Annotated in this window: 28 protein-coding genes and 1 riboswitch; of the genes, 15 read left to right on the plus strand and 13 right to left on the minus strand. The window is 68.7% G+C overall.

The features are described 5' to 3' along the window. The first annotated feature begins 25 nt into the window (after positions 1 to 25). The 4 genes from ACFXOO_RS03250 (at position 26) to ACFXOO_RS03265 (ending at position 2383) form a co-directional block, all read left to right on the plus strand. Positions 26 to 721: a GAF and ANTAR domain-containing protein gene (locus tag ACFXOO_RS03250; protein ID WP_378837965.1), complete on the plus strand. Its 696-nt coding sequence runs from the start codon at positions 26 to 28 to the stop codon at positions 719 to 721. 22 nt (positions 722 to 743) lie between these two features. After that, positions 744 to 1451 carry a GAF domain-containing protein gene (locus tag ACFXOO_RS03255; protein ID WP_378837968.1) on the plus strand — a complete coding sequence of 236 codons (708 nt, stop codon included), beginning with the start codon at positions 744 to 746 and terminating at the stop codon, positions 1449 to 1451. 177 nt (positions 1452 to 1628) lie between these two features. After that, positions 1629 to 1898: a hypothetical protein gene (locus ACFXOO_RS03260; protein WP_394562763.1), complete on the plus strand. Its 270-nt coding sequence runs from the start codon at positions 1629 to 1631 to the stop codon at positions 1896 to 1898. A gap of 134 nt (positions 1899 to 2032) precedes the next feature. Then, positions 2033 to 2383, plus strand: coding sequence for a hypothetical protein (locus ACFXOO_RS03265; protein WP_378851588.1), 351 nt, complete (start codon positions 2033 to 2035; stop codon positions 2381 to 2383). Here the strand turns inward: ACFXOO_RS03265 and ACFXOO_RS03270 are convergent, their stop codons facing one another. From ACFXOO_RS03270 to ACFXOO_RS03285, 4 genes are all read right to left on the minus strand, one after another. Next, a complete protein-coding gene (locus tag ACFXOO_RS03270; RefSeq protein WP_394563187.1) occupies positions 2384 to 3175 on the minus strand; it encodes an SDR family NAD(P)-dependent oxidoreductase in 792 nt (263 codons plus the stop codon). A gap of 80 nt (positions 3176 to 3255) precedes the next feature. Then, complete coding sequence (locus ACFXOO_RS03275) at positions 3256 to 3960, minus strand: ANTAR domain-containing protein (RefSeq protein ID WP_394562764.1); 705 nt, start codon at positions 3958 to 3960, stop codon at positions 3256 to 3258. Positions 3961 to 4190: 230 nt separating this feature from the next. Next, a complete protein-coding gene (locus tag ACFXOO_RS03280; protein ID WP_394562765.1) occupies positions 4191 to 5006 on the minus strand; it encodes a cytochrome c oxidase assembly protein in 816 nt (271 codons plus the stop codon). 4 nt (positions 5007 to 5010) lie between these two features. After that, entirely contained in the window at positions 5011 to 5499 is a 489-nt protein-coding gene (locus ACFXOO_RS03285) for a DUF2243 domain-containing protein (RefSeq protein ID WP_394562766.1), read from the minus strand. 228 nt (positions 5500 to 5727) lie between these two features. On the opposite strand from ACFXOO_RS03285, the gene ACFXOO_RS03290 reads away from it, so the two are divergent. The 4 genes from ACFXOO_RS03290 to ACFXOO_RS03305 all read left to right on the plus strand — a co-directional run bounded on the left by ACFXOO_RS03290 (position 5728) and on the right by ACFXOO_RS03305 (position 9889). Further along, positions 5728 to 7305 (plus strand): Mur ligase family protein, encoded by a 1578-nt coding sequence (locus tag ACFXOO_RS03290; RefSeq protein WP_394562767.1) that lies wholly within the window; start codon positions 5728 to 5730, stop codon positions 7303 to 7305. Between the two features lie 105 nt (positions 7306 to 7410). Next, a complete protein-coding gene (locus tag ACFXOO_RS03295) occupies positions 7411 to 7671 on the plus strand; it encodes a DUF6458 family protein (RefSeq protein ID WP_378837991.1) in 261 nt (86 codons plus the stop codon). Then, a complete protein-coding gene (locus ACFXOO_RS03300) occupies positions 7655 to 9112 on the plus strand; it encodes a protein kinase (RefSeq protein ID WP_394562768.1) in 1458 nt (485 codons plus the stop codon). The genes ACFXOO_RS03295 and ACFXOO_RS03300 overlap by 17 nt, the downstream gene beginning before the upstream one ends. Before the next feature lie 66 nt (positions 9113 to 9178). Beyond that, positions 9179 to 9889 carry a DUF1345 domain-containing protein gene (locus ACFXOO_RS03305; RefSeq protein ID WP_394562769.1) on the plus strand — a complete coding sequence of 237 codons (711 nt, stop codon included), beginning with the start codon at positions 9179 to 9181 and terminating at the stop codon, positions 9887 to 9889. Positions 9890 to 10029: 140 nt separating this feature from the next. On the opposite strand, the gene ACFXOO_RS03310 is transcribed toward ACFXOO_RS03305, so the two are convergent. The 4 genes from ACFXOO_RS03310 to ACFXOO_RS03325 all read right to left on the minus strand — a co-directional run bounded on the left by ACFXOO_RS03310 (position 10030) and on the right by ACFXOO_RS03325 (position 12050). After that, a complete protein-coding gene (locus ACFXOO_RS03310; protein ID WP_394562770.1) occupies positions 10030 to 10401 on the minus strand; it encodes a phage baseplate assembly protein V in 372 nt (123 codons plus the stop codon). 43 nt (positions 10402 to 10444) lie between these two features. Further along, positions 10445 to 11158, minus strand: a complete 714-nt coding sequence (locus tag ACFXOO_RS03315; protein WP_394562771.1) for a YidC/Oxa1 family membrane protein insertase — start codon at positions 11156 to 11158, stop codon at positions 10445 to 10447. A 166-nt stretch (positions 11159 to 11324) separates the two neighbouring features. Next, positions 11325 to 11603, minus strand: coding sequence for a DUF6412 domain-containing protein (locus ACFXOO_RS03320; RefSeq protein ID WP_378851564.1), 279 nt, complete (start codon positions 11601 to 11603; stop codon positions 11325 to 11327). A gap of 63 nt (positions 11604 to 11666) precedes the next feature. Then, positions 11667 to 12050 (minus strand): DUF1801 domain-containing protein, encoded by a 384-nt coding sequence (locus ACFXOO_RS03325; protein ID WP_378851561.1) that lies wholly within the window; start codon positions 12048 to 12050, stop codon positions 11667 to 11669. A gap of 66 nt (positions 12051 to 12116) precedes the next feature. Here ACFXOO_RS03325 and ACFXOO_RS03330 point away from each other — a divergent pair, with 66 nt between their 5' ends. Beyond that, complete coding sequence (locus ACFXOO_RS03330) at positions 12117 to 13193, plus strand: AI-2E family transporter (protein ID WP_394562772.1); 1077 nt, start codon at positions 12117 to 12119, stop codon at positions 13191 to 13193. Positions 13194 to 13244: 51 nt separating this feature from the next. Next, positions 13245 to 13625 (plus strand): YciI family protein, encoded by a 381-nt coding sequence (locus ACFXOO_RS03335; RefSeq protein ID WP_378838012.1) that lies wholly within the window; start codon positions 13245 to 13247, stop codon positions 13623 to 13625. A 19-nt stretch (positions 13626 to 13644) separates the two neighbouring features. On the opposite strand, the gene ACFXOO_RS03340 is transcribed toward ACFXOO_RS03335, so the two are convergent. Then, the gene (locus ACFXOO_RS03340; RefSeq protein ID WP_378838628.1) at positions 13645 to 13965 is read right to left on the minus strand and encodes a DMT family transporter; all 321 of its coding nucleotides are present in this window, start codon (positions 13963 to 13965) and stop codon (positions 13645 to 13647) included. 11 nt (positions 13966 to 13976) lie between these two features. Beyond that, a riboswitch (guanidine-III (ykkC-III) riboswitch) is annotated at positions 13977 to 14038 on the minus strand. 136 nt (positions 14039 to 14174) lie between these two features. Further along, complete coding sequence (locus tag ACFXOO_RS03345) at positions 14175 to 15035, minus strand: hypothetical protein (protein WP_394562773.1); 861 nt, start codon at positions 15033 to 15035, stop codon at positions 14175 to 14177. 237 nt (positions 15036 to 15272) lie between these two features. On the opposite strand from ACFXOO_RS03345, the gene ACFXOO_RS03350 reads away from it, so the two are divergent. From ACFXOO_RS03350 to ACFXOO_RS03360, 3 genes are read left to right on the plus strand one after another with little or no spacing between them, the layout of a single operon-like run. After that, on the plus strand, positions 15273 to 15746 hold the full coding sequence (locus tag ACFXOO_RS03350; protein WP_394562774.1) for a hypothetical protein: 474 nt from the start codon (positions 15273 to 15275) through the stop codon (positions 15744 to 15746). 2 nt (positions 15747 to 15748) lie between these two features. Then, positions 15749 to 17221 (plus strand): sensor histidine kinase, encoded by a 1473-nt coding sequence (locus ACFXOO_RS03355; protein ID WP_394562775.1) that lies wholly within the window; start codon positions 15749 to 15751, stop codon positions 17219 to 17221. After that, the gene (locus ACFXOO_RS03360; protein WP_378838021.1) at positions 17218 to 17841 is read left to right on the plus strand and encodes a response regulator; all 624 of its coding nucleotides are present in this window, start codon (positions 17218 to 17220) and stop codon (positions 17839 to 17841) included. The genes ACFXOO_RS03355 and ACFXOO_RS03360 overlap by 4 nt, the downstream gene beginning before the upstream one ends. A gap of 44 nt (positions 17842 to 17885) precedes the next feature. Here ACFXOO_RS03360 and ACFXOO_RS03365 read toward each other — a convergent pair whose 3' ends face one another. Next, positions 17886 to 18233, minus strand: a complete 348-nt coding sequence (locus ACFXOO_RS03365; RefSeq protein WP_378838024.1) for an Lsr2 family protein — start codon at positions 18231 to 18233, stop codon at positions 17886 to 17888. 111 nt (positions 18234 to 18344) lie between these two features. Next, on the minus strand, positions 18345 to 19208 hold the full coding sequence (locus ACFXOO_RS03370) for a LuxR C-terminal-related transcriptional regulator (RefSeq protein WP_394562776.1): 864 nt from the start codon (positions 19206 to 19208) through the stop codon (positions 18345 to 18347). A gap of 186 nt (positions 19209 to 19394) precedes the next feature. On the opposite strand from ACFXOO_RS03370, the gene ACFXOO_RS03375 reads away from it, so the two are divergent. Beyond that, the gene (locus ACFXOO_RS03375) at positions 19395 to 19742 is read left to right on the plus strand and encodes a DUF485 domain-containing protein (protein WP_394562777.1); all 348 of its coding nucleotides are present in this window, start codon (positions 19395 to 19397) and stop codon (positions 19740 to 19742) included. Beyond that, positions 19739 to 21361 carry a cation acetate symporter gene (locus ACFXOO_RS03380; RefSeq protein WP_394562778.1) on the plus strand — a complete coding sequence of 541 codons (1623 nt, stop codon included), beginning with the start codon at positions 19739 to 19741 and terminating at the stop codon, positions 21359 to 21361. The genes ACFXOO_RS03375 and ACFXOO_RS03380 overlap by 4 nt, the downstream gene beginning before the upstream one ends. 110 nt (positions 21362 to 21471) lie before the next feature. Here the strand turns inward: ACFXOO_RS03380 and ACFXOO_RS03385 are convergent, their stop codons facing one another. Then, positions 21472 to 22041 (minus strand): methylated-DNA--[protein]-cysteine S-methyltransferase, encoded by a 570-nt coding sequence (locus ACFXOO_RS03385; RefSeq protein WP_378851539.1) that lies wholly within the window; start codon positions 22039 to 22041, stop codon positions 21472 to 21474. Between the last annotated feature and the right edge of the window lie 75 nt (positions 22042 to 22116).

Below are 22116 nucleotides of genomic sequence, written 5' to 3' on the forward strand. Positions count from 1 at the left end.
TCGGACCCGACTAATATCCATTCCTGTGTCATTACCGGGCGATGATCGCGAACATTTCACTGCCGCGCTCACGCGGCTGAGTGTCGCTCGGCGCCACGACTCGCTCTGCAGCCCCTTCGTATCGGCAGTCGGCGTGTCGGGCGCGGTCATCTCCACCCTGGGTGAACCCCTCGGCAGTCAGACCGTGTGCGCCAGCAGCCTCACCGCCGCACGCATCGACGAGATCCAGATCGACCTGGGCGAGGGCCCGTGCTGGGACGCCGCGCGCACCCGCCGTCCGGTGCTCGAACCCGATCTGCAGCGCGGCGGCAAGGAGTGGCCGGGCGCGCGTGAGGCCTTCCGCTCGCTCGAGATCGGGTCGCTGTACGCCTTCCCGCTGTACGTCGGCCACCTCAGCGTGGGCGCAGTCGACCTCTACTCCGACGAGCCCCGCCGGCTGCGCGACAGCGATGTCGACGACATCAGGGTGCTGGCCGCCATCGCGGCACGCCACCTCCTCAAGCGGGCGCTGGAAGACATCGACACCGCAGAACAGGGGATGGACGACGGACCTCATTCCCGCCGCGAGATGCACCAGGCCTCGGGCATGGTCGCCGCGCAACTGCGCGTCGGCGTGAACGAGGCGCTTCTGGTCATCCGAGCGCGGGCGTTCTCCTCCGGCCGGTCCGTCAGCGAGGTCGCCGCTGACGTGATCGCACGACGACTCACCTTCGAACCGTGACCGGTCAGTCCTACACTCAACTATGAGCACTCGCGAAGATCAGCTGCTCCAGACAGTCGGCAAGCTCGCCGACTCGCTCGTCGATGACTTCGATGTCGTCGAACTCCTGCAGGTGCTCGTCGATGAATGCGCACTGATCTTCGACGCGACCGCTGCCGGTATCCTGCTCGCGGATCCCTCCGGAGTGCTCGAAGTCATCGTCTCCACGAGCGAGCGCAGCGAGTTCGTCGGGCTCATGCAGCTGCGTGCCGGCGAAGGTCCCTGCGTGGAAGCGGTTGCGACCGGACGAGTCGTCTCGGTCGAAGACCTCAGTCACGTCACGGACCGGTGGCCGAAATTCGCCGCAGACGCGAGCCGCTCGGGGTTCTCGTCGGTGCACGCCATCCCGATGCGCATCCGCGACACCATCATCGGGTCCTTGAACCTCTTCAGCGACCACACGGGCAAACTCAACGATGACGACGCGACGGCCGCGAGGACCCTCGCCGACATCGCCACGATCAGCATCCTCCAGCAGCGCCTCGTCGAAGAGACCCACGTCGCTCAGGGTCAACTGCAGCGCGCGCTCAACAGCCGGGTGCTCATCGAGCAGGCGAAGGGGTACGTCGCGCAGAGTCGCGGCATCGACACCGACGCGGCCTTCCAGCTGGTGCGCGACCATGCCCGGGCGACGCAGACCCGGCTCGGACTCGTCGCCACCGAGATCGTCGCCGGACGTCTGACGCTGTAGCCGCCGCCGGCGCAGAGCGACTCGACCCGACAGGTCGTGACGGATGCTGCGCCCCCGTCGTCCGCAGCCAGCCGGCCCCTCGCGCATACGCGCAACGACCGCGCAGGTCAAGGGTGCTGTTTCCGGAGTGCTCTCCGCGCGAAGGTGACCCGCAACGTTCGCGAACCGGGAGCTGCGATGACCCTTCGAGTGGTGATGCGCCGAGAGGTGCCGCGCAAGACGGCGCGTCGGACGATGTGGCGCATGTGGAGTATGCGCGGCTACTCCAGTCGCCCGTGCCCGCACGAGCCCGCGCAGGTCGGGTGGGTGGCGCTCGAATTCTGGGTCGAGGCGCCCATCGCGTCTCGCGAGATCCTCGCCTCGTACGAGTGGGAGTTGGACGACGCGCTGCTCAGCCGAGAGGTGCGAGCGGAATTCGTCGGAAGCGGTTCACGGCTCGAGGCCTGACGGTCGAAACCCGGCGCGATGTGTTGCGCAGGCGTTGTGATGGGGGCGACCGGGGCGTATGGTCGAAGGACGTTGCCCCAGACCCTGGTCGACTCCGCCGCACGCCGCGTGAATCAACAGACCGGGAGAAGATCATGGGCACTCTGGAATACGTCACCTCTCAGCACATCGCCGAGATCGACGATCGCACCCTCGCGCACCTGCAGCTCGTCATCTGCAACAAACTGCGCCGAGACGAGCGCTTCACGCTCAGGCTCTCGCCGGAAGACGGGATCAGTGGTCCGGTGCGGGTACTGTGGATGACCTCCGCACTTCCGATCGTGTTCACCTACAGCGTCCCCGCGCGCCACGTCTACAACACGGCCTGGCTGCACCTGCTCGCGGACGCCGCCTCCAGCAGCGGCGGACTGTGGGTGGTGCCCGAGCCGGTCATGCCCGGGGCGCCCGCCCCCGCACCCGCGCGGCGGGAAGCGGTCATGGCCTGATCACGGAAGGATGCTGTCGACATACCCGCCGTCGACCCGCAGCGCCCCGCCCGTGGTCGCCGAAGCGAGAGGCGAGGCCAGGTAGGCGACCATGTTGGCGATCTCCTCCGGTTCGATCAGGCGGCCGATGAGGGACTGCGGACGGGCCGTCTTCATGAACTCGCGCTGCGCCTCATCCCATGGCAGATCTCGGTCCACCAGCTCGTAGACGAAATCCTCCACGCCCTCGGTGTGCGTGGGACCGGCGATCACGGAGTTGACGGTGACGCCCGTCCGGGCGGCCGCCTTCGCGTAGCCGCGTGACATCGCGAGCAGGGCGCTCTTGGACGCACCGTAGTGGATCATCTCCTCGGGGATGACGATGGCCGAGTCGCTGGCGATGTTCAGCACGCGCCCCCAGCCGCGCGCCATCATGCCGGGCAGCACGAGGCGCGTGAGGCGGGCGGCGGAGACGACGTTGGTGTCGAGGAAGCGACGCCACTCCTCATCGTCGATCTCGAGGGCGGGTGTCGACCCGAAGATGCCGAGATTGTTCACGAGCACGTCGATGGTTCCGACATCCGTCACCAGCGTCTCTGCGCCTTCGGCCGTGGTCACGTCTGCGGCGATTCCGCGGACGGTCCCCGACAACTGCTCGTTGAGCGTGGCGACGACATCGTCGACACGACCGGCGTTGCGCCCGTTGACCACGACGTCGGCTCCCGCTTCGCTCAGCCGACGCGCGATGGCCAAACCGATACCCTGCGTCGACCCGGTGACCACGGCCGTCTTCCCGTTGAGATCGATCCCGATCGCCTCTGTCATCCGACTCTCCTGTCGCTCATGGCTCTGCGTCGACGCTAACCGCTGTCGTCCCGTGAGCGACAGCCCGGCTAGGCGCGACCCGCCTCCTCGATGACCTCGCGGGCGACATCGGAGAGTTTGCGGCGCGACGTGCGGGCGATGCGTCGGAGGATCTCGAAGGCCTGCTCCGGGGTGATGCGCTCTGTCTGCGCGAGCACCCCCTTCGCCTGTTCGATGATGACTCTGCTGTCGAGCGCGAACTGCAGTTGCTCTCTCGCACTGTTGGACTCGCGCAGCGCGCGCTCGTGCAGGATGCCGATGGTCGCGATGTCGGCGAGACCCTGTGCCACGAGGGCGTCCTCGGCCGAAAGCGGGCCCGGGGTGTCACCGAACAGGTTGAGGGAACCGATGGTCTGCTCGCGGAGTCGGAGAGGGATCGCGTGCATCGTCTGGTATCCCTGGGCGCCCGCGGCCTCGACGAACGCGGGCCACCGGCTGCGCATGTCGGCGATGTTGTCGACCGTGACGATGTGCCCGGTGCGGTAGGCCCCGACGCACGGACCTTGGCTCTCGTCCAGCTGCAGCAGACCGATCAGCATGCTGCGCTCACTCGTCGATGCGACGACCTCGAGTGTGCCGTCGGCTCGCGCGAGGAGGATGCCCGCGTCTGCGGCGTTGAGGGTGCGCGCGCACCGCGTCACCAGTCGGTAGAGCAGATCGACGATGTCGTACCCGGCCACGAGAGTGTCCGCCAGTTCGACGAACGTGCGGACCAGCTCCCTCTCGCGCGTCATGAGAGACGTTCCCTGCGGGAGTTCGGCGAACGGGAGGCCATGGGCTCGTACCTGATGTGCGGCATCCCGACCTCTCTGGCTCGCTGAACGGAGTCAGCGCTCGAGGTCTGGGAACGCTTGCCTCACCCTAACAGGGCGAACCCTCAGCTCGCGGGGCTATCCGTGCCCCTCGAGCCCGGCGTCCCGCGCCACCGCAGCGTCTCTTCCGATCGACGTGGCGTCGGTCCCGATCAGGGCGCGCCCGCGACACCGTCGACGACGAGTGGCGCTGCGCGCGAGCGCAGCATCCGGCGTCCGGCCGCCCGGTACCATTGCGCGCACAGGACCGTGATGATGACGGCGTCGACGATGTCGCCGCCGTAGTACATCAGCAGGGCGCCCGACTGCCCGTCGGCGCTCGTCGTGCCCGCGGGGGGAGAGGCGTAGATCACCTTGGCGAGGATGTTGTGCGCCGCCAGGGCGACCACCAGCACGACCATCCGCATCGGGTACGGCGCGCGGTGCGGCGACGGGTCGCACGGGATCACGGCCGCCGTGAACAGCACGCCTGCGACGAGGAAGTGCGTCATCACCGCCAGGTGCACGAGCAGGCTCTGCAGCATCATCCCGTACAGATCCGTCGCGTAAAGCAGCCACATGCCGCCCACGCTCAGAATCGCCGCGGTGATCGGATGCGCGATCACCCGCGCCGGCCCGCTGTTCAGCACGCGCGAGATCTGGCGGGCACGGCGGACGTGCAGAGACCGCAGCGCCAGAGTGACGGGGCACGCGACGACCAGAAGCACCGGGGCGACCATGCCGACCAGCAGGTGCGTCCACATGTGCGCGACGAAGCCCGGATCGACCGGCACGATGAGCGGGCCCGCGGTGGCGATGCCCGCCATCGCCACACCCGCAAGCCAGGCCAGCGTACGCGGCCATGGCCAGGGACGTCCGCGTCGCGTTTCGACGACCACCCCGCCGCCGTACAGCAGCGCTGCGAGCACGAAGGGCGCCGCGAAGAGCAGGGTGATGCCCCACGATCCGGTCGTGCCGTGATCGTGCACGTCGTCAGGCGGTGACGCTCGGGCGTGTGCGCACGGCGAGGATGACGCCGACGACGAGGAAGACGATCGCGGTGACGTTCCACAGCACGTCGTACACGAGGAGGTCGGGCACGTACCGGATCTGATGGATGCCGAACAGCTTGTGCTGCACCAGGCCGTCGTACAGCTGGAAGGCGCCGGCCCCGATCAGGACGCCTCCCCACCACCGGGTCTGCCGGAACGCGTTCCTCCGGCGCAGATCGGCCAGCAGGAAGAGGCCGCCGACGGTCGCCGTCCAGCTCAGCGCGTGGAAGAAGCCGTCCGAGACGAGGCCGATGTCGGGGGTCGCCAGATCGTAGAAGTGGTGCCAGTGCAGGAGCTGATGGAACACGGTCTCGTCGATGAAGGCGATGAGACCGATGCCGAACAGGATGCCCGACCACAGGTTGCGCGCAGAGAATCGCGCTCGCGCACCGGGGTCGATGCCCGATGGTGCGCTCGTCTCGGCGGTCATGTGTTCCCCGTTCCGTGCGTGCAGTGGCACACACCGTGGCATGGGGACGGCGTTCCGCGGGCGCCCCTTGACAGGTCCGCATCAGGCGGGGGTGCGGTGCGGCGCCATCGGGGTGCGCCCATGCACGGACGGCGTGCGGGCGCAAGATGCTGGGAAAGATCCGGTCGCGCGTCTAGCGTCGGGCGTTCCGGAAAGGGCGCCATGTTCGATTCCATCTCACCTCCGACCGTGATCCGCGACGACTCGGCGCGGGCACGACCGGCGTTGCTGCGTCCTGCTCGGCGCGCACGACGGACACTTCGCGACTTCGAGCGCACGTTCGGGGCGGAACGGATCCACGACGAAGCAATGGTCCGTGATCGTGAGGTGGTGCTCAACGGCCTGGCGTGCGCGTCGCTGGACGTCGCGCGCGGCGACCTCTTCGTCGCGCTGCCGGGCGCCCACGCGCATGGCGCGCGCTACGCGGCGGCCGCGGCGGCGGCGGGCGCATCCGCGATCGTCACCGACCTGGCCGGAGCAGATCTCGCATGCGAGACGGGATTGCCGACGCTCGTCGTGGACGACCCGCGAGGCATGCTCGCCATGTTCTCGGCGTGGCTGTACGGCTCCGATGCCGACGCGCCGACGCTGCTCGGCGTCACCGGCACGAACGGAAAGACGTCGACGGTGCACATGCTGCACGGCATCCTGAGCCAGATGGGCGTGCACGCCGGGCTCAGCACGACCGTGGAACGGCGCATCGGCGGTCGCGCGGTGGCGAGCAGACTGACGACGCCGGAGGCGCCCGAGCTGCACGCGCTGCTGGAGAGCATGCGCGAGGCGGGCGCTTCGGCGGTGGCGCTCGAGGTGAGCGCGCACGGAGTGAGCCGGGGCCGGGTCGACGGGCTGATGTTCGACGTCGTCGGGTTCACCAATCTCACGCACGATCATCTCGACGAGTACGGCGGCATGGAGGACTACTTTGACGCGAAGGTGGCGCTGTTCCGGCCCGAGCACGCCCGGCGCGCGGTCGTCTCGGTCGACACGGAGTACGGCGAACGTCTTCGTCGGCTGTCGGGCATCCCCGTGACGACCATCACGACGCAGCCCGACATCCCTGCCGACTGGCGTGTCAGAGTGACCCGCGAGACACCCGAATCGACGTGGTTCACGCTCTCGTCGACGGACGGACGGATGCTGCAGACCCGCGTCAGCCTGATGGGTGTGCACATGGCGGCCGACGCGGGCCTGGCCATCGTCATGCTTCTCGAGGCCGGCTTCAGCCTGCAATCGGTATCCACGGCGCTCGAATCGACCGGACTGCACGTGCATGTGCCCGGACGGGGTGAAAGAGTGTCGGGCGACCGAGGTCCGCTCGTCCTCCTCGACTTCTCGCACAACGGGGATGCCTTCGAGAAGACGCTGCTCGCACTGCGGCGCGTCACGGGCGGCTCGGTCGTCATGGTGGTCGGCGCGGACGGCGACAAGGACCCGACCAAACGCGCGCACATGGGGCGAGTCAGCGCCGCGTGCGCCGACATCCTGATCATCACCGACCACCATCCGCGCCATGAGGATCCGGCGGCGATCCGAGCGGCCCTGCGCGACGGGGCCGCGTCGGTCCCAGGCGCCGACTCTGCCGACGTCTACGAGATCGCGAACCCCCGCGACGCCATTCGAGCGGCGATCGCGCTCGCCGGACCGGGCGACTCGATCCTCTGGGCGGGACCGGGTCTGACCGACTATCGCATCGTCGGCGCCGACCGCGTGCCGTACTCGCCCCATCGCGACACCCGCGTGGCCTTGCGCGAAGCGGGGTGGCTGTAACCCACCCCAAGGGGTGAACTGGTTCATCCGCTGCAGGTGTTCGGCGTCGATGACCGTATTGTGGTCGGTGGCTCGCAGGTGCGGGTGTCCTAGGAAGGATCGATCATGGGTCTTGGCAGTGGCATTGCACTCTTCGTCATCGGAGCGATCCTGGCGTTCGCCGTCAACTTCGACACGGGCGGGGTCGTCGACCTGCACCTGATCGGGTACATCCTGATGGGCGCGGGTGCGATCGTGTTCCTCATCAGCCTGATCCTCATGCTGCGCCGACGTCAGACGGAGTCGACCACCCGTCAGTCGGTCGACCCGGCCACCGGCGAGCGTGTGACGCGAAGAAGCGTCCGCGACAATGACCCGCTCGCCTGAGCCCGACACCTCACCGCCCGCCGAGCCGAGCGCCCGGCGGACGAAAGATCTGCTCGGCGGTCGGTACGCCCTGGGTCCGAAGCTCGGCGAGGGCGGGATGGGCGTCGTCTACCGGGCTCGCGACACCGTGCTCGGCCGACCCGTGGCCGTCAAAGTCTTCCGCGACGGGATGCCGGAGTCCGAAAGGACCGTCACAGAAACGCACATCCTCGCGGGGCTGAACCATCCGGCGCTCGTGACCGTCTTCGACGCCCACGTCGGCGAGGAGCCACCTCGCTACCTCGTGATGGAGTACGTGCCCGGCGCCACACTCCGTGAGCGCATCGTCGGCGGACCCATCGCCGGGCACCTCGTCGCCGCCATGGCTCGAGATCTGGCCAGTGCGCTCCACGTCGTGCACGACGCCGGTATCGTGCACCGCGACATCAAGCCGTCCAACGTCCTGGTGCAGCCCTCGACGGTGCCGCGCGAGGAGTTCCGCGCGAAGCTCGCCGACTTCGGTATCGCTCATCTCATCGATTCCACACGGCTGACCACCCCCGGCCTGGTCGTCGGCTCGGCTGCGTATCTCAGCCCCGAGCAGCTTCAGGGGGCCAGCCCGGCGACGTCTTCCGACATCTACGCGCTCGGGCTCGTGCTGCTGGAGTCGCTCACAGGCAAACGCGCATTCCCGGGGACGGCCCCCACGGAATCCGTCATCGTCCGTCTGACGCAGGATCCGGTCGTCCCCGCCTCGCTGGGGAGCGGGTGGTCGCACCTGCTCACGGCGATGACGGCGCGCGACCCGCTCGATCGGCCGACGGCGCTCGCCATCGTCGACGCGATCGACCGATTCGGGGCCGGCGACGAATCGACCGCCCCGGTCGTGACGGCCTATCTGGACGCGGAAAGCCAGGGCGACGAGATGACCTCGCCGACGCTCGTTGCCCCGGGCGAAGCACGCCCGTTCGCATCCGCGAGTGACCAGACGACACGGCTGATCCCGCGTGAGCCGCAGGGCCTTCCGCGGTCAGGTCCCGAAGGACGCCGTCCGCGCCGGAGAAAAGGGTGGGTGGGTGTCCTCACGGTGCTCGCCGTTCTCCTCGTCGGGGGAGCGACAGTGGCCGGCTTCCTCAGCGCCAACCGCCTGACGGGCCCGGAACCCGCAGTCTCGACGGCGCCCAGCGGAACGACAGTACCTGCAGAGTCGACCGCACCGTCGGAGTCGCCCGCAGCTCCCGAGTCGACGCCGCTCCCGGCGGACGACACCGTCGTGGAGCCCGACCCCGCGCCGGTCGTCGACACCCCGGCTCCCGCGCCCGTCCCGGCGTCGACCCCGGGCAACGGCAACGGGAACGGCAACGGCGGGGGGAACGGCGGCGGCAACGGCGGGAACGGCAACGGCAACGGCAACGGCAACGGCAACGGCAACGGCAATGGGAACGGCAACGGGAACGGCTGAGAGCGGCCGTCGCGAGACCCTCATGCCTGCCGGATCGCACGCGCACCCTGTGCCAGCATGGGACGCATGGCCGCCCGATATGTGAGCGACGTCGCCCGCGCGAACTGGAGCGTGCTGGTGGCGGGGGCTGCCGGGTTCGGCGCGGCGACCCTGTTCGCGTTCACGCGCACCGACGGGTCCGCACGTGATCTCTCCGGCATCCTGATCCTGTTCTACCTCGTCACGTGGCCGACGTTCGTGTTCATGTACCTGCTGTGGACGCACCTCGTCTACGCGCGGCAGGGGCCGCGCAGACTCGAAGCGGCGGCGCGGCGGGAGACGCTCAACCTGCGCCGCTGGTGGATGAAGGTCTTCGGGTACGGGGGCGCCTCCACCTGGACGCTGACGGGCGCGCTCGCGGCGGTGCTGCTCACGATCGTCGTCGCACAGAACCAGACATTCCGTGAAGACGCGCTGTTCGTCGTGTTCGGGCTGCTGACGGTGGCCGGCTCCTGGGCGCTCATGGTGTATTCGTTCGCCCTCGAATACCTGCGTCTGGTCCTGACCGTCGACGACAAGAGCGCGCACATCGAGCTCAGCGTGCCGGGCGACCCCCACTTCGCGGACTACCTCACGCTGTCGATCCTGCTGTCGACGATGGCCGCGACGGTCTCGGCAACCATCCGCTCACGCGAGGCCTGGTCGCTGGTGCGCGTGAATGTCCTCTTCGCCTTCGCGTTCAACTCGGTCATCGTCGCGATGATGGTGTCGCTGCTGTTCGGTGGACTCGTGGCATGAGGGGAGCCGCCGAAGTGGCTCTGCCGCGGGAGCGCGTGAGGTAGTGTTGTTAGCGATAGGCGGATTTCTCATCCGTCTCGCCCCGGCCGCGTGGTAACGGTCGGGGCTTTTTCATGCCCGCGGGCAGGTGTTCGCCCCTGTCAGCGGTAGGGATTCGGTGTCGCGTCGCCGGATGCGTCGGCTCTCCCCGCCGCATGACCCTGGTCCCACGCATCTCCCAGCGCCTCGAGATCTCGCGCAAGCGCCGCCGCGCGCGAAGGCGGGTCGACGAGACCGAGCACCACCGGAAGCTCGGCATCGTCGTCCTCGTGCGCGATCCACACCTGTGTGCCCACCGCCACATGGTGTGCCGTGAAGGCGGCGATCGGGATCACGCGGGTCGCCCAGGCCGACCCGCCCGAGGCGACCGAGACCTGCAACCGGCCCTCCCCGAGGGGGTCTTGGTCACCGACGACGGTTGCGCGCTGAATTCCCACGCGCTCACCGTACAGCGCGGCGTCGCGCTCGGCCATGCTCCGTCCCGGCGGGCCGGAGCGCGACAGGAGATGTCTTGTGTCAGGCAGGCCCTGGAGAGCCGGCGTGCGGGGGAGAGGTGAGCGGGTACCGGCGTCTGAGGAGGAGCCGCTGGCCGAGCGTCCAGGTGACGGTCGTCAGCAGGTAGAGCCCGGCGGCCAGCGGAATGAAGACGGCCGACACCGCCGAGGCGAACTGCAGAGCGCCGAGGAGTCGTGCCGAGCCTGCCCCTCCGAGGGGAGAATCCTCTGTGGCCGGCTGGGGCCGGAAGCACCTGCGCGTGACCTCGGCGACGACCGCGATCGCGGCGATCAGACCGGCGAACACCGCGCCGGATGCGAGGGTCATGCCTCCGCTCCCGACCAGCCCGGTGACACTCGCCCCGAGCGGAACACCCAGCAGGTGTTCGGTGAGGAGAGCGTTCGGATGCCCCGAGATCGACCCGTGCAGGAACAGGGCATAGACGAGTCCGACGATGGGCGCCTGGATGAGGACGGGAGCACAGCCGGTGAGAGGAGAGGCCTTCTCGTCGGCGTAGAGCTGCATGGTCTCGCGCTGCAGACGTTCGCGGTCACCCCGGTACTTCTTCTGCAGGGCGCGGAGCTTGGGGGCGAGCCGCGCGCGGGTTTGGTCGGCTTTGGCCTGCGCCACACCGGTGGGGAGGAGAACGGTGCGAACCAGCAGGGTGAGGAGGATGACGGCGACGGCAGCCGACGCGGGCCCGACCACAGGGTGCACGAAGGTTGTGATGCTCATCAGGAATGCGTAGACGCCGTCGAGGGTGGCGGCTATCGGGGGGAAGGAGAAGAGATCCATGAATGGTCCGTTCATCGATGAGGCAAGTGGGTCGCTGAGCGGCCACGACGACATCGACGGACACCGGCATCACCCCACGGTGCGGGGCGGATTCGGGCGTCGAGGGTTACGCGGCCAGGGCGGCGTCACCGGGCGCCCGCGAGCGGGGGTGGCCCGCGGCATCCGGATCACTCTGCGACAAGGGCGCGGAGACATCGATCTGCCGGGCGGGACGCGCCTGAACGGCGCTCTCGAACCACGATGTGGAGGCCGCCAGCAGCAGAACGAGGAGCACGGCCGTCGCGACGGCTGCGGCGAACAGTGCCACCGACCCGGCATCGACGCCCGTGACCATCCCCAGCGAGGTGAGCAGGAGTCGCGCGAAGGACGCGATCGCATCGATCATCGTTCGGCTCCCCTCATCGCTCGTCGGCACCACGCTAACATCCGCGTCGTGGTGCCGCAGGGGTCAGAGCTGGGCGACCCAGTCGCGGACGAGGGTTTCGAAAGCGGGCAGCGCGGCCGCGGCATCCGTCGCCGACGTGAAGGTGACGACAGCCCTGTTGCGGTCCGCCCAGCGGAGCCGCCCACCGAGATCGTCGACGCTGATCTGGGGCGACCCGGGCTTCGGCTTCGCGCCGGTGTGCAGGATGACCTGCACCTGGCCGGGTCGGCGCAGACTGAACGTGGCGAAGTCGTCGGCGAGGGCGAAGTTGGGGGCCTTCCACTTGATGCTCTCGGTCGCCTCGGGCGCAGCCCGCAGGATCGCTTCGCGCAACGAGCGTGCCGTCTCGACCAGATCATGCGTCTGGTCGTCGAACCACCGGTCGACGTCGTCTTCACCTGCTGTCATCCGTCAATGATGGCGAAAATGCCGCCGTCAGCAAACGGATTCGTCGGCTGCGCCTAACCTGACATCGTGAAGCGCGTCGATCCCACACCCCGGCCAGCACCCGCTCTTCCCCCGTCGGTGGTGGTGTTGACGGGGCTCGCGGCGGGGGTGATCGCGCTCGCCGGCCTGTACTTCGCGCGGGAACTCGTCGGTCCGCTGGTGCTGGCGGCGGTCATCGTCATCATCTGCCATCCGCTGCGGCACCCGCTCGAGCGGCGGGGCTGGCCGTCCTGGACGGCCACGACGGCAGTGATCGTGCTCGCCTACCTCATCCTCGCGGTGATGGTCGCGCTGCTGTGGTTCGCGGGCACGCAGTTCGTGCGGCTGGTGGCGGACTACTCCGACGAGCTCCAGGCGACGGCGCAGAACGTCGCCGCCTGGCTGCAGTCGACCGGACTCGACGGTGACGCGGCCGACGCGGCCGGCGCCGTGCTCAAGCCCGCGACGATCGCGTCGTTCGCGGCATCCGTCGGCGGCACGGTCCTCAACGTCCTGACCGCATTCTTCTTCGTCCTCGCGTACGTCATCTTCATGGCGGCGGACGGCTCGCGGTACTCACGCGCGGAGGCGGCCTTCGGCGCGAGCATCCGGCCGACCGTGCGCCGGTTCCAGGCTTTCAACACCGGTGTACGCCGCTACTACGTCGTGAATGCGGCGTTCGGGGCGGTGGTCGCCGTCATCGACGGTCTTGCGCTGTGGGCGCTGGGAGTGCCCGTTCCCGTCGTCTGGGCGATCCTGGCGTTCGTGACGAACTTCGTGCCCAACATCGGATTCGTGCTGGGGGTGATCCCGCCGGCGCTGCTCGCGCTCGTGGTCGGGGGCTGGCCGATGATGCTCACCGTCATCGCGATCTACTGCGTCGTCAACGTGACGCTCCAGGTGCTGATCCAGCCGAAGTTCGTCAGCGACGCGGTGGATCTGAGTCTCACGCTGAGCTTCTTCTCCGTCATCTTCTGGACGTTCATCATCGGGCCCCTCGGCGCGATCCTCTCGATCCCGCTGACGCTGCTGGTACGCGCGCTGGTGTTCGGGGGAGACGACGGCGCCCGCTGGATCCGCTGGCTGTCGGGCGAGTCGGCGGCCGCGCGCGCGTCGCGACCTTGAGCTCCCGGCGCCGACCGCCCATCATGGGGGGAAGGCGACGGAGGAGCGACGGTGAAGTATCAGATCTTGATCTACAACAACCCGTCGGTCATCGAGATGTTCGCGCGCATGACGGACGCCGAGCGGACGGCCGCGTTCCAGCTCTACTGGGATGTCGAAAGCGATCTCGAGGCATCCGGCGAACTCGTCGACAGCAAGGCGGTCGACGATCGGACGCAGCGCGCCGTGCGACGGGGTCCCGATGGCCCGATGGTGACGGATGCCCCCACCCCCGACACGGGGGACGTGGTGAGCGGCTACTACCTCGTGGACGTGCCCGATGCGGCGCGCGCGTACGAGATCGCGGCGCGGTTTCCCGAGGCTGCGGTGGACGGCGGCATCCGCGTCGCTCGCGCTCTGACTCAGGAGGACTTCGACGCGATGACGTCGTAGGGCCACCGGCCTCGACGCGCTACTCGTGACCGACGAGCTTGAGCCCGACCACGCATCCCACGAGGCCGAGGATGAGGAGGAGGCGCACGATGGAGAACGGCTCGGCACCGGTGACCATCGCGTACCCGACGGTGAGTGCGGCGCCGATTCCCACCCACACCGCGTAGGCGGTGCCGGTGGAGATGTCGCGCATGGCCCACGCCAACCCGCCCATGCTCGCGATGAGCGCCACACCGAACACGACGGTCGGCCACAGTTTGGTGAACCCCTCGGACTTGCCGAGGGCGGTCGCCCAGACCGCCTCGAGCACACCGGAAACAACAAGGATGACCCACGACATGGCACTGCCTCCATGGCCAGTCTTGTCGCTCACCGGGTACTGTCCGTCGTCCGGGGTCCTGTTCAGGATCCGCCACCAGGATAGCGACCTGTCCTGTGCACGCCCTGGGCAGAGCACGAGGGAATGCGCGCGCTTCCTTCCGGTCTGCGCATCACACGCCGACACCGCAGCCCCCGGATGGACACGGGGGCTGCGGGGGGATGACGTGATCAGCCGCCGATCGGCGTGGGGTTGGTCGGGTCGGGCGGGACGGGCAGGGAGCCGTTGATGCGGTTCTGCGCCTGGCACTGACTCGTGCAGTTCGTCGCCCCCGCCGAGAGTTCGATCGCGTCCTCGCCGAGCACACCGCCGAGCCGACCGCCGGGCTGGACGATCCATTTCGTGACCGTGCCGCTCTGGAACGTCTTGGTGGCGACCTGGGGGCTGTCCTTGCCGAGCAGCATCTGGTGTGCGCTCGGGCCTGAAGTGACAGCATTCGTGCCGTTCCCGAAGTTGATCTTGCCGGTGTACTGGTTCACGAAGTAGAAGAGGCCGGCGCCGAGCGTGTGGGTCAGCTCGACGGGTGCGGCGAACTCGGGCTCCATCTGGAAGATCCCGCCCTGTGCGCCGTCCTTGGCCTGGATCTTCAGCTTGCCGCCACCGGTCGTGAAGATCGCCACGAGCGAGTCGTCCTTCACCTCGAGCTTCGACAGCCGGATCCCCGAGCGCTGTGCTGCCGTCAGCGTCGGAACCTTCGACGCGAACACGACGGTCGGCGCGGTGACCATGCGCTGCGTGTCCGCGGCGCCGGTGAGTGTGTAGTTGTACACCCCGAGCGTGCTCGGGTCGATCGTGAAGCCGTTGTTGCGGCCGGTGACCGTGATCTTGCCCGTGACGGCGAGGTTCTCGAGCTTGAGGTCCTTGCCGGACGCCGGGTTGTAGGTGGTGCCGTTCACGGTGATCGCGTAATCACCTCCCGCGGAGGTGGTCTTCGCTTCGGCGGCGCCGGCACCGGCCAACACGACGGCGGTGGCGGCGATGACGGTGGCCGCGGCGAGTGCGCCGCGACGAACCAGGGAGATGCTGCTCATGGGTTCCTCTTTCTCGGAAATGGTCTGGGGAGCAGCACTCACTGTGGTTCGCCGGGCCGAGACCCGGCAATCAGACCTTGGTACTAGTACCGACGGGTTCGCGGCCTTCGGGCGGGGGTACTAAGACCAATGTGCAATGGCGGATGCTAGGCCCTGCGCCGAGGCTGAGAACAACGGATCAGCGACCTCGGTGCGGCAAAGCCCGCCGGCAGGCCACAATTGCGGAAGGTGAGACACATGAAGAATCGACTGTTGATCGGCGGAGCAGCGCTGGTGCTGGTCGCCGCGCCCGCCGTCATCGGACTGTGGGGCAACGCGTCCTTCGCACAGTCGGTGCCGGTGCGCGTGCCGGTCTCGGGTCAGGTGCAGACGGCGACCCCGTCACCCAGCGTCTCGCCATCGGCTTCCCCTTCGCCGTCCGCGACGGTGGACGACCACGGCGGTGACGTCCCGCGCGACCAGCGCGTCGAGCCCGGCGACGACCGCGGTGCGGGTTCGGGAACGGATGACTCGGGTTCGGGGTCGGATTCCTCCGGCTCGGGCTCTTCGGGTTCGTCTGATTCCGGTTCGTCCGGTTCGTCCGGGTCGGACGACCACGGCGGTTCGGGTTCTTCGGGTTCGGACGACCACGGCGGTTCGGGTTCGTCGGGTTCGTCGGGTTCCGACGATCACGGCGGCGACGACCACGGCGGATCCGGGGGCGACGACTGAGCGTGGATTCCGGTGTCCCCGGCGCAGCCCCGATCGACGTCTCGACGATCGGGGATGCTGGCGCGCCGGCATCCGTCCCGTCTACGCCCGTGCCGTGGGTCCGGATCGTCGCGGGACGCGAGCAGGATGTGCGCGCCCGCCGGTCTCCCCGCGCGCGATCCGTCATGGTGCGCCTGGCGGTGGGTCTGGCCGCCGTGCTCGTCGTCGTCGGTGTGCTCGGTGCGTTCGCCGCGCAATGGCTCGCCGAACGCGAAGCGGTCAATGACGCGGCCACCGTCGCGGACGTGCTCGCCGAAGCGGTCGTGCAGCCGGCGATCACCGACGCGCTCGCCGACGGGGAGGCGACGGCGGTGGAGGAGTTCGACGCCATCATGCGTGAACGGGTGCTCAGCGAGGAGATCGTCCGCGTGAAGATCTGGAGCCCCGACGGCGTCGTGCTCTACGCCGACGAGCCACAGCTGATCGGCCGCACCTTCGCCCTGGACGATGCGCAGCGGGAGGCGCTGTCGAACCCGCAGACGCGCGTCGACATCAGCGACCTGTCGGAGGCCGAGAACGAGTTCGAGAGCGGCACCCGGCTTCTCGAGGTGTACCGGCCGGTGTGGGCGCCCGACGGTCGTGAGCTGCTGTTCGAGATCTACTTCCCGTACGAACCCGTCGCCGCGCGATCGGCCGACCTGTGGCGCGGCTTCGCCGGCGTCACGACGAGCAGCCTGCTGCTGCTCGTCGTGCTGACCGCCCCCATCGTCTGGCGGCTGCTCGCCGGTCTGCGCACCGAGGAACGCCGGCGCACCGCGCTGCTCGAGCACGCGGTGGACGCCTCCGACGCGGAGCGCCGGCGGATCGCCGGGTCGCTGCACGACGGTCCGGTGCAGGAGCTGATCGCCACGACCTTCGCCGCGGAGGGTGCGGCGGAAGCGGCCGCGCGGCGGGGCGACGAGCACACAGCCAGTCAGCTGCGTGAGGTCGCAGCATCCGTCCGAGGGAACATCCGCGTGCTGCGATCGCTGCTCGTGGACATCTACCCGCCCGGTCTGGCGGCGGCCGGACTCGGCCACGCGCTGGACGATCTCGCGGCCACGACCCGGTCGCGCGGGGTCACCGTGCACGTCGACGTCGACCCCGACGTCACGCACCTGGACGAGGCCGACGAGCGCCTCATCCACCGTGTCGCCCAGGAGGTCCTGCGCAATACCGCCACTCATGCCGCGCCCTGCTCGGCGTGGGTCGCGCTGCGGCGCGATGCCGTTGCGGGGGATCTGGTGCTCGACGTGAGTGACGACGGCCCCGGATTCGACGCCGACGGACTGCGCACGCGCGAGACTCCGGGACACCTCGGCACGCAGGTTCTGGTCGATCTGGCGGAAGAGGCCGGCGCCGAACTGTCGCTGGCCACCGCTCCGGGGCGTGGGGTCGCGTGGCGGTTGCGGGTTCCGGCCGCCGGGCGAGCGTCGGCGCCTGAGGCCGGGTCATGATCCGGGTGCTGGTGGTCGATGACCACGCCATGGTGCGGGAGGGGCTGTCGGCCGTGCTCGCCGGGGACGGCGACATCGAGGTGATCGCGTCCGCGGCCAATGGCGCAGAGGCGATCACGGCGGCAAAGACCCACGCACCGGATGTGGTCGTCATGGACCTGTCGATGCCTGTGATGGACGGCATCGAGGCGACGCGTGCACTCCGCCTTCAGGCGCCCCCTGTCCGTGTGCTCGTGCTCACGTCGTTCTCGGATCGCGTGCGCGTGCGACAGGCCATCGACGCGGGCGCCACCGGGTATCAGTTGAAGGACGCCGAGCCGTCCGACCTCCGGGCCGCCGTTCGCGCCGTCGCAGCCGGTCACGCGCCGCTCGACCCGCGCATCGCCGGCATCCTGCTGCCGACAGCCATCCCCGAAGACGGCCTGAGCCCGCGTGAGCGCGAAGTCTTGCGCCTGGTGGCCCGAGGTCTCGCGAACAAGCAGATCGCCGCTCACCTCGGAATCGCGGAGCGCACGGTGAAGGCCCATCTCGGTCGCGTCTTCCGCCAGATCGGCGTGGGCGACCGTACGAGCGCGGCCATCTGGGCGCGGGACCACCTGGAGTCTCTCGGCGACGAGTGACGGCCGGCCGAAGCCCGTAGGCGACGGGCCCTGCGGGGCTCAAGTCAGTGGGCGGCTTCGTACGCCTCGATGATGGTCGCCGGAACGCGACCGCGCTCCGATACCGTGTAGCCGTTCTCGGCGGCCCACGAGCGGATGGCCGAGTAGTCCTGCTGGCCGGTGCGCCGCCGGGGACGGGATCCGGATGCTGCAGCCCCACGCGCCCCGGAGATCGAGCGCCCCGCCGCGAGGAACGGCTCGAACGCGTCTCGCAGCCGGGCCGCGTTCTCGTCGGTCAGGTCGATCTCGTACGCGACGCCGTCGAGCGAGAACAACACGGTCTCGCCGGTGCCGACTTCCATCTCGGTGCCATCGAGGTCGTCGACGAGTTGATGCACAATTCTGCGAGCCATGAATTCAGACTATTCGCCCTTTCGGGCGAATAGTCGTTTTCGCCTCGAATTCGGGTCACCATTCCCGTGCGGTGGAGAAGTGAGCCACCGCGACCACCATTCCGCAAATGGTCAGGGAAGAATGCCGACGCGGCGCGCTTTGGTGACGGCGGAATGGCGCGTCGAGGCATCCAATTTCGACATGGCAGAAGAGAGATAGGACTTGACGGTGCCCTCTTTCAAGGAAAGCGAAGCCGCGATCTCGCTGTTCGTCGATCCGAGCGCCGCGCACGCGAGCACGTCCACTTCACGCGGAGAGAGGTGGACGTCGTCGAGCGAAAGAATCGGCGCCCGGCCGTCGGCGCTGAGTGCCGCGAGGCGGTCCTCGACGGTGGCGAGACGGGCTCGCAGACCGGCGTCGCTGACGGTGGCGGCGATGCGACGCAATTCCACATAGCTTTCTCGCAATTCCTCCTGTGCGAAGGGCGCGAGAGCGGGCGGATCCGACACCGCGGGTGAGATCTCTTCGAGCCGACGCTCCACTTCGTCGCGGATGCGCAATTCGGTCGCGAACTCTTCAGCGACCCGGAATGCCGGACCGAGGACGGCGTCACCGACACCGCCGACGGTTCGCGAACCCGCGTAGAGGACCGCGCGGCATTCCCCGCCGACCATGACGGGGACGGCGAGGAGCGTGCCGATGCCTTCGCCCAGGACCGCCCGGTCGTAATCATGCGTGATGCTCTGCGCAGCACCGTAATCGCCGGTCAGCCGCGGCCGCTTCTCGACCAGCGCTTTGCCGCCGAGTCCTCGCATCGAGCGCACGACCAGGCCGTCGAGGCTGCGGGTGCGGGCGCCGGCGATCGACAGCACATCGACGGTGCCGTTGCGGTGCATTCCCGCGAACGACACCGGGAAACTGGTCCGACGGGTGATGTCGCCGACGGCGCGACTCAGCAGTTGCGCGTCGCTCTGCGTCCGGGTGAGTGCCACCATGCACTACCTACTTCCGGGGGTGACGGCCCCCTTGCCGCGTTTGTAGCGTCGACGTTACCACCGGGCTCGGGCGTGACGACCGACGCATCCCGGTGCGGCGCCTTCGCGGAAGAGGGCGGCCAAGACCGGCGAAATCGACTCTGACGCAGCCGCGTCAGCTGTTTCCACACGAGGCAAGGAGGCCCCATGTCAGACCCCCGCACCGATCGAGCGCCCACCGACGGGATCGACTACGTCGCCGTCGAGCGCTCGCCCGAGTTCGTCGAACTCAAACGCACGCAGCGCAGCTTCGTCTTCCCGCTCGCGATCGCATTCCTGCTCTGGTACTTCGTCTACGTCCTGCTGTCGTCGTTCGCGGTCGAATTCATGTCGCAGCGCGTCTGGGGAGACATCACCGTCGGCCTGCTGTTCGGGCTCGGTCAGTTCGTGACGACGTTCGCGATCACCATGGCCTACGTGTCGTTCGCCAACCGCAAGCTCGATCCGAAAGCCGAAGCCCTGCGCGCCCGGCTGGAGCAGGAGGCATCGTCATGAACGAGGTCCTCGGTGCGGTCAAGACGGCCGTGGACGAGGTGGAGAACAACCCCGTCCTCAATATCTCCATCTTCGCGGCCTTCGTCGCGGTGACGCTCTTCATCGTCATCCGCGCGAGCCGCAACAACAAGACCGCGGCCGACTACTACGCCGCCGGTCGCTCGTTCACCGGCCCGCAGAACGGGTTCGCCATCTCCGGGGACTACCTGTCCGCCGCGTCGTTCCTCGGCATCACCGGGGCCATCGCGATCAACGGCTACGACGGGTTCCTCTACTCGATCGGCTTCCTCGTCGCCTGGCTCGTGGCGCTGCTGCTGGTGGCCGAGCTCATGCGCAACACCGGCAAGTTCACCATGGCCGACGTCCTGTCGTTCCGCCTGAAAGAGCGACCCGTGCGGATGGCGGCGGCCATCACCACTCTGGCGGTCTGCTTCTTCTACCTGCTCGCCCAGATGGCGGGCGCCGGTGGGCTGGTCTCGCTTCTCCTCGGCATCAACGACAGGATCGGCCAGTCGCTCATCGTCGCGGTGGTCGGGCTGCTGATGATCGTCTATGTGCTGATCGGGGGCATGAAGGGCACCACGTGGGTGCAGATCGTCAAGGCCTTCCTGCTGATCGGCGGGGCGCTCGTCATGACGATCTGGGTGCTCGCGATCAACGGGTTCAACCTGAACACGCTGCTGGAGAGTGCCGTGGCGGCGTCGACGACCGACCCGAAGGACGCAATCCTCGGCCCGGGCCTGCAGTACGGCAAGAACCCGTGGGACTTCATCTCGCTGGCGATCGCTCTGGTGCTCGGTACCGCGGGTCTGCCGCACGTGCTGATGCGCTTCTACACCGTGCCCACGGCCAAAGAGGCGCGTCGTTCGGTGGTGTGGGCGATCTGGCTGATCGGCCTGTTCTACCTGCTCACGCTCGTCCTGGGCTACGGCGCCGGAGCCCTCGTCGGCCCCGACGCGATCAAGGCCGCACCGGGTGGCGTCAATTCGGCGGCCCCGCTGCTCGCCCTCGAGCTCGGCGGCCCGCTGCTCCTCGGATTCATCTCGGCGGTGGCCTTCGCGACGATCCTCGCGGTGGTCGCGGGTCTCACCATCACGGCTGCCGCATCGTTCGCGCACGACATCTACGCGAGCGTGCTGCGCAAGGGCAACGTCCCCGCGGACGGTGAGGTCAAGGTCGCCCGTCGCACGGTGATCGTCATCGGCATCCTCGCGATCATCGGCGGAATCGGCGTGCAGGGACAGAACATCGCGTTCCTCGTGGCGCTGGCCTTCGCGGTGGCCGCGTCGGCGAACCTGCCGACGATCCTCTACTCGCTGTTCTGGCGTCGCTTCTCCACCCGCGGCGCGGTGTGGAGCATGTACGGCGGGCTCGCGTCGGCGATCATCCTCATCCTCCTGTCCCCGGTCTTCTGGGGCACCGAGACGAGCGTGTTCAAGAACGTCGGCGTCGCGATCTGGCCCCTCAACAATCCGGGAATCGTCTCGATCCCGCTCGGCTTCTTCCTCGGATGGCTGGGGTCGATGTTCCCGGGCAAGGCGGAGGACCCGAAGAAGGCGGCCGAGATGGACGTGCGTTCGCTCACCGGCTTCGGGGCCGAGAAGGCCACGGAGCACTGATCGCCACGCGATGATCGACTGCCGGTGGCCCGCACGTGCGCCGGCAGTCGGTGATCGGATGCCCCGGGACGCTCGGTCGTCCCGGGGCATCCGCGTGCGTCGCAGACGGCCTACACGTCTGCGACCTCGTCGGCGTCCTGCTTCTCGAGGTCGAGCAGGAACCGCTTCACCTCCGGGTGGCCGCCGTATTCGCCGATCGAGCCGTCGGAGCGGATGACGCGGTGCACCGGCACGACGATGGAAAATGGCGTGACCGAGCACGCTGTGCCCACCGCGCGAGCCGCACGCGGGGTGCCGGCCATGACGGCCACCTCGCCGTAGGACGCCGTCTCTCCGTAGGGGATCTCGCAGACCGCCTCCAGGGCGGCCCGGGTGAACCCGCGCACCCCGCGCCAGTCGAGGGCGAGGTCGAACGTGTCGCGTCGCCCCGCGAAGTACTCCTCGAGCTGTTCCGCCGCGTGCGACGCGACGGACTCGTCGGGTTCGATCGGCCCCGCCAGCACCCGCGCGGCGCGTTCGACCGCGTACGCGGCCGGACCGTCGAACGGGTGCAGCAGCGCGATGGTGTCGCGGCTCTGTCGCGGCCTTCCGGCGGCGTGGAGATCATCCTCGAGCCCCGCCGCGACGACGAGGATCGGACCGATGGGCGAGGGGAGGATGCGGTAGCGGAGGTCGCTCATGGGTCCATCCTCGCGCGCCGCGGCAGGCCGCCCCCGACCGTCGCCGGGGTCGGTGAAGAACGCCTCCGATCCACC

Origin of the sequence: Microbacterium sp. P03 (genome assembly GCF_043556235.1) — a bacterium.
In the GTDB taxonomy this organism is placed as follows: domain Bacteria; phylum Actinomycetota; class Actinomycetes; order Actinomycetales; family Microbacteriaceae; genus Microbacterium.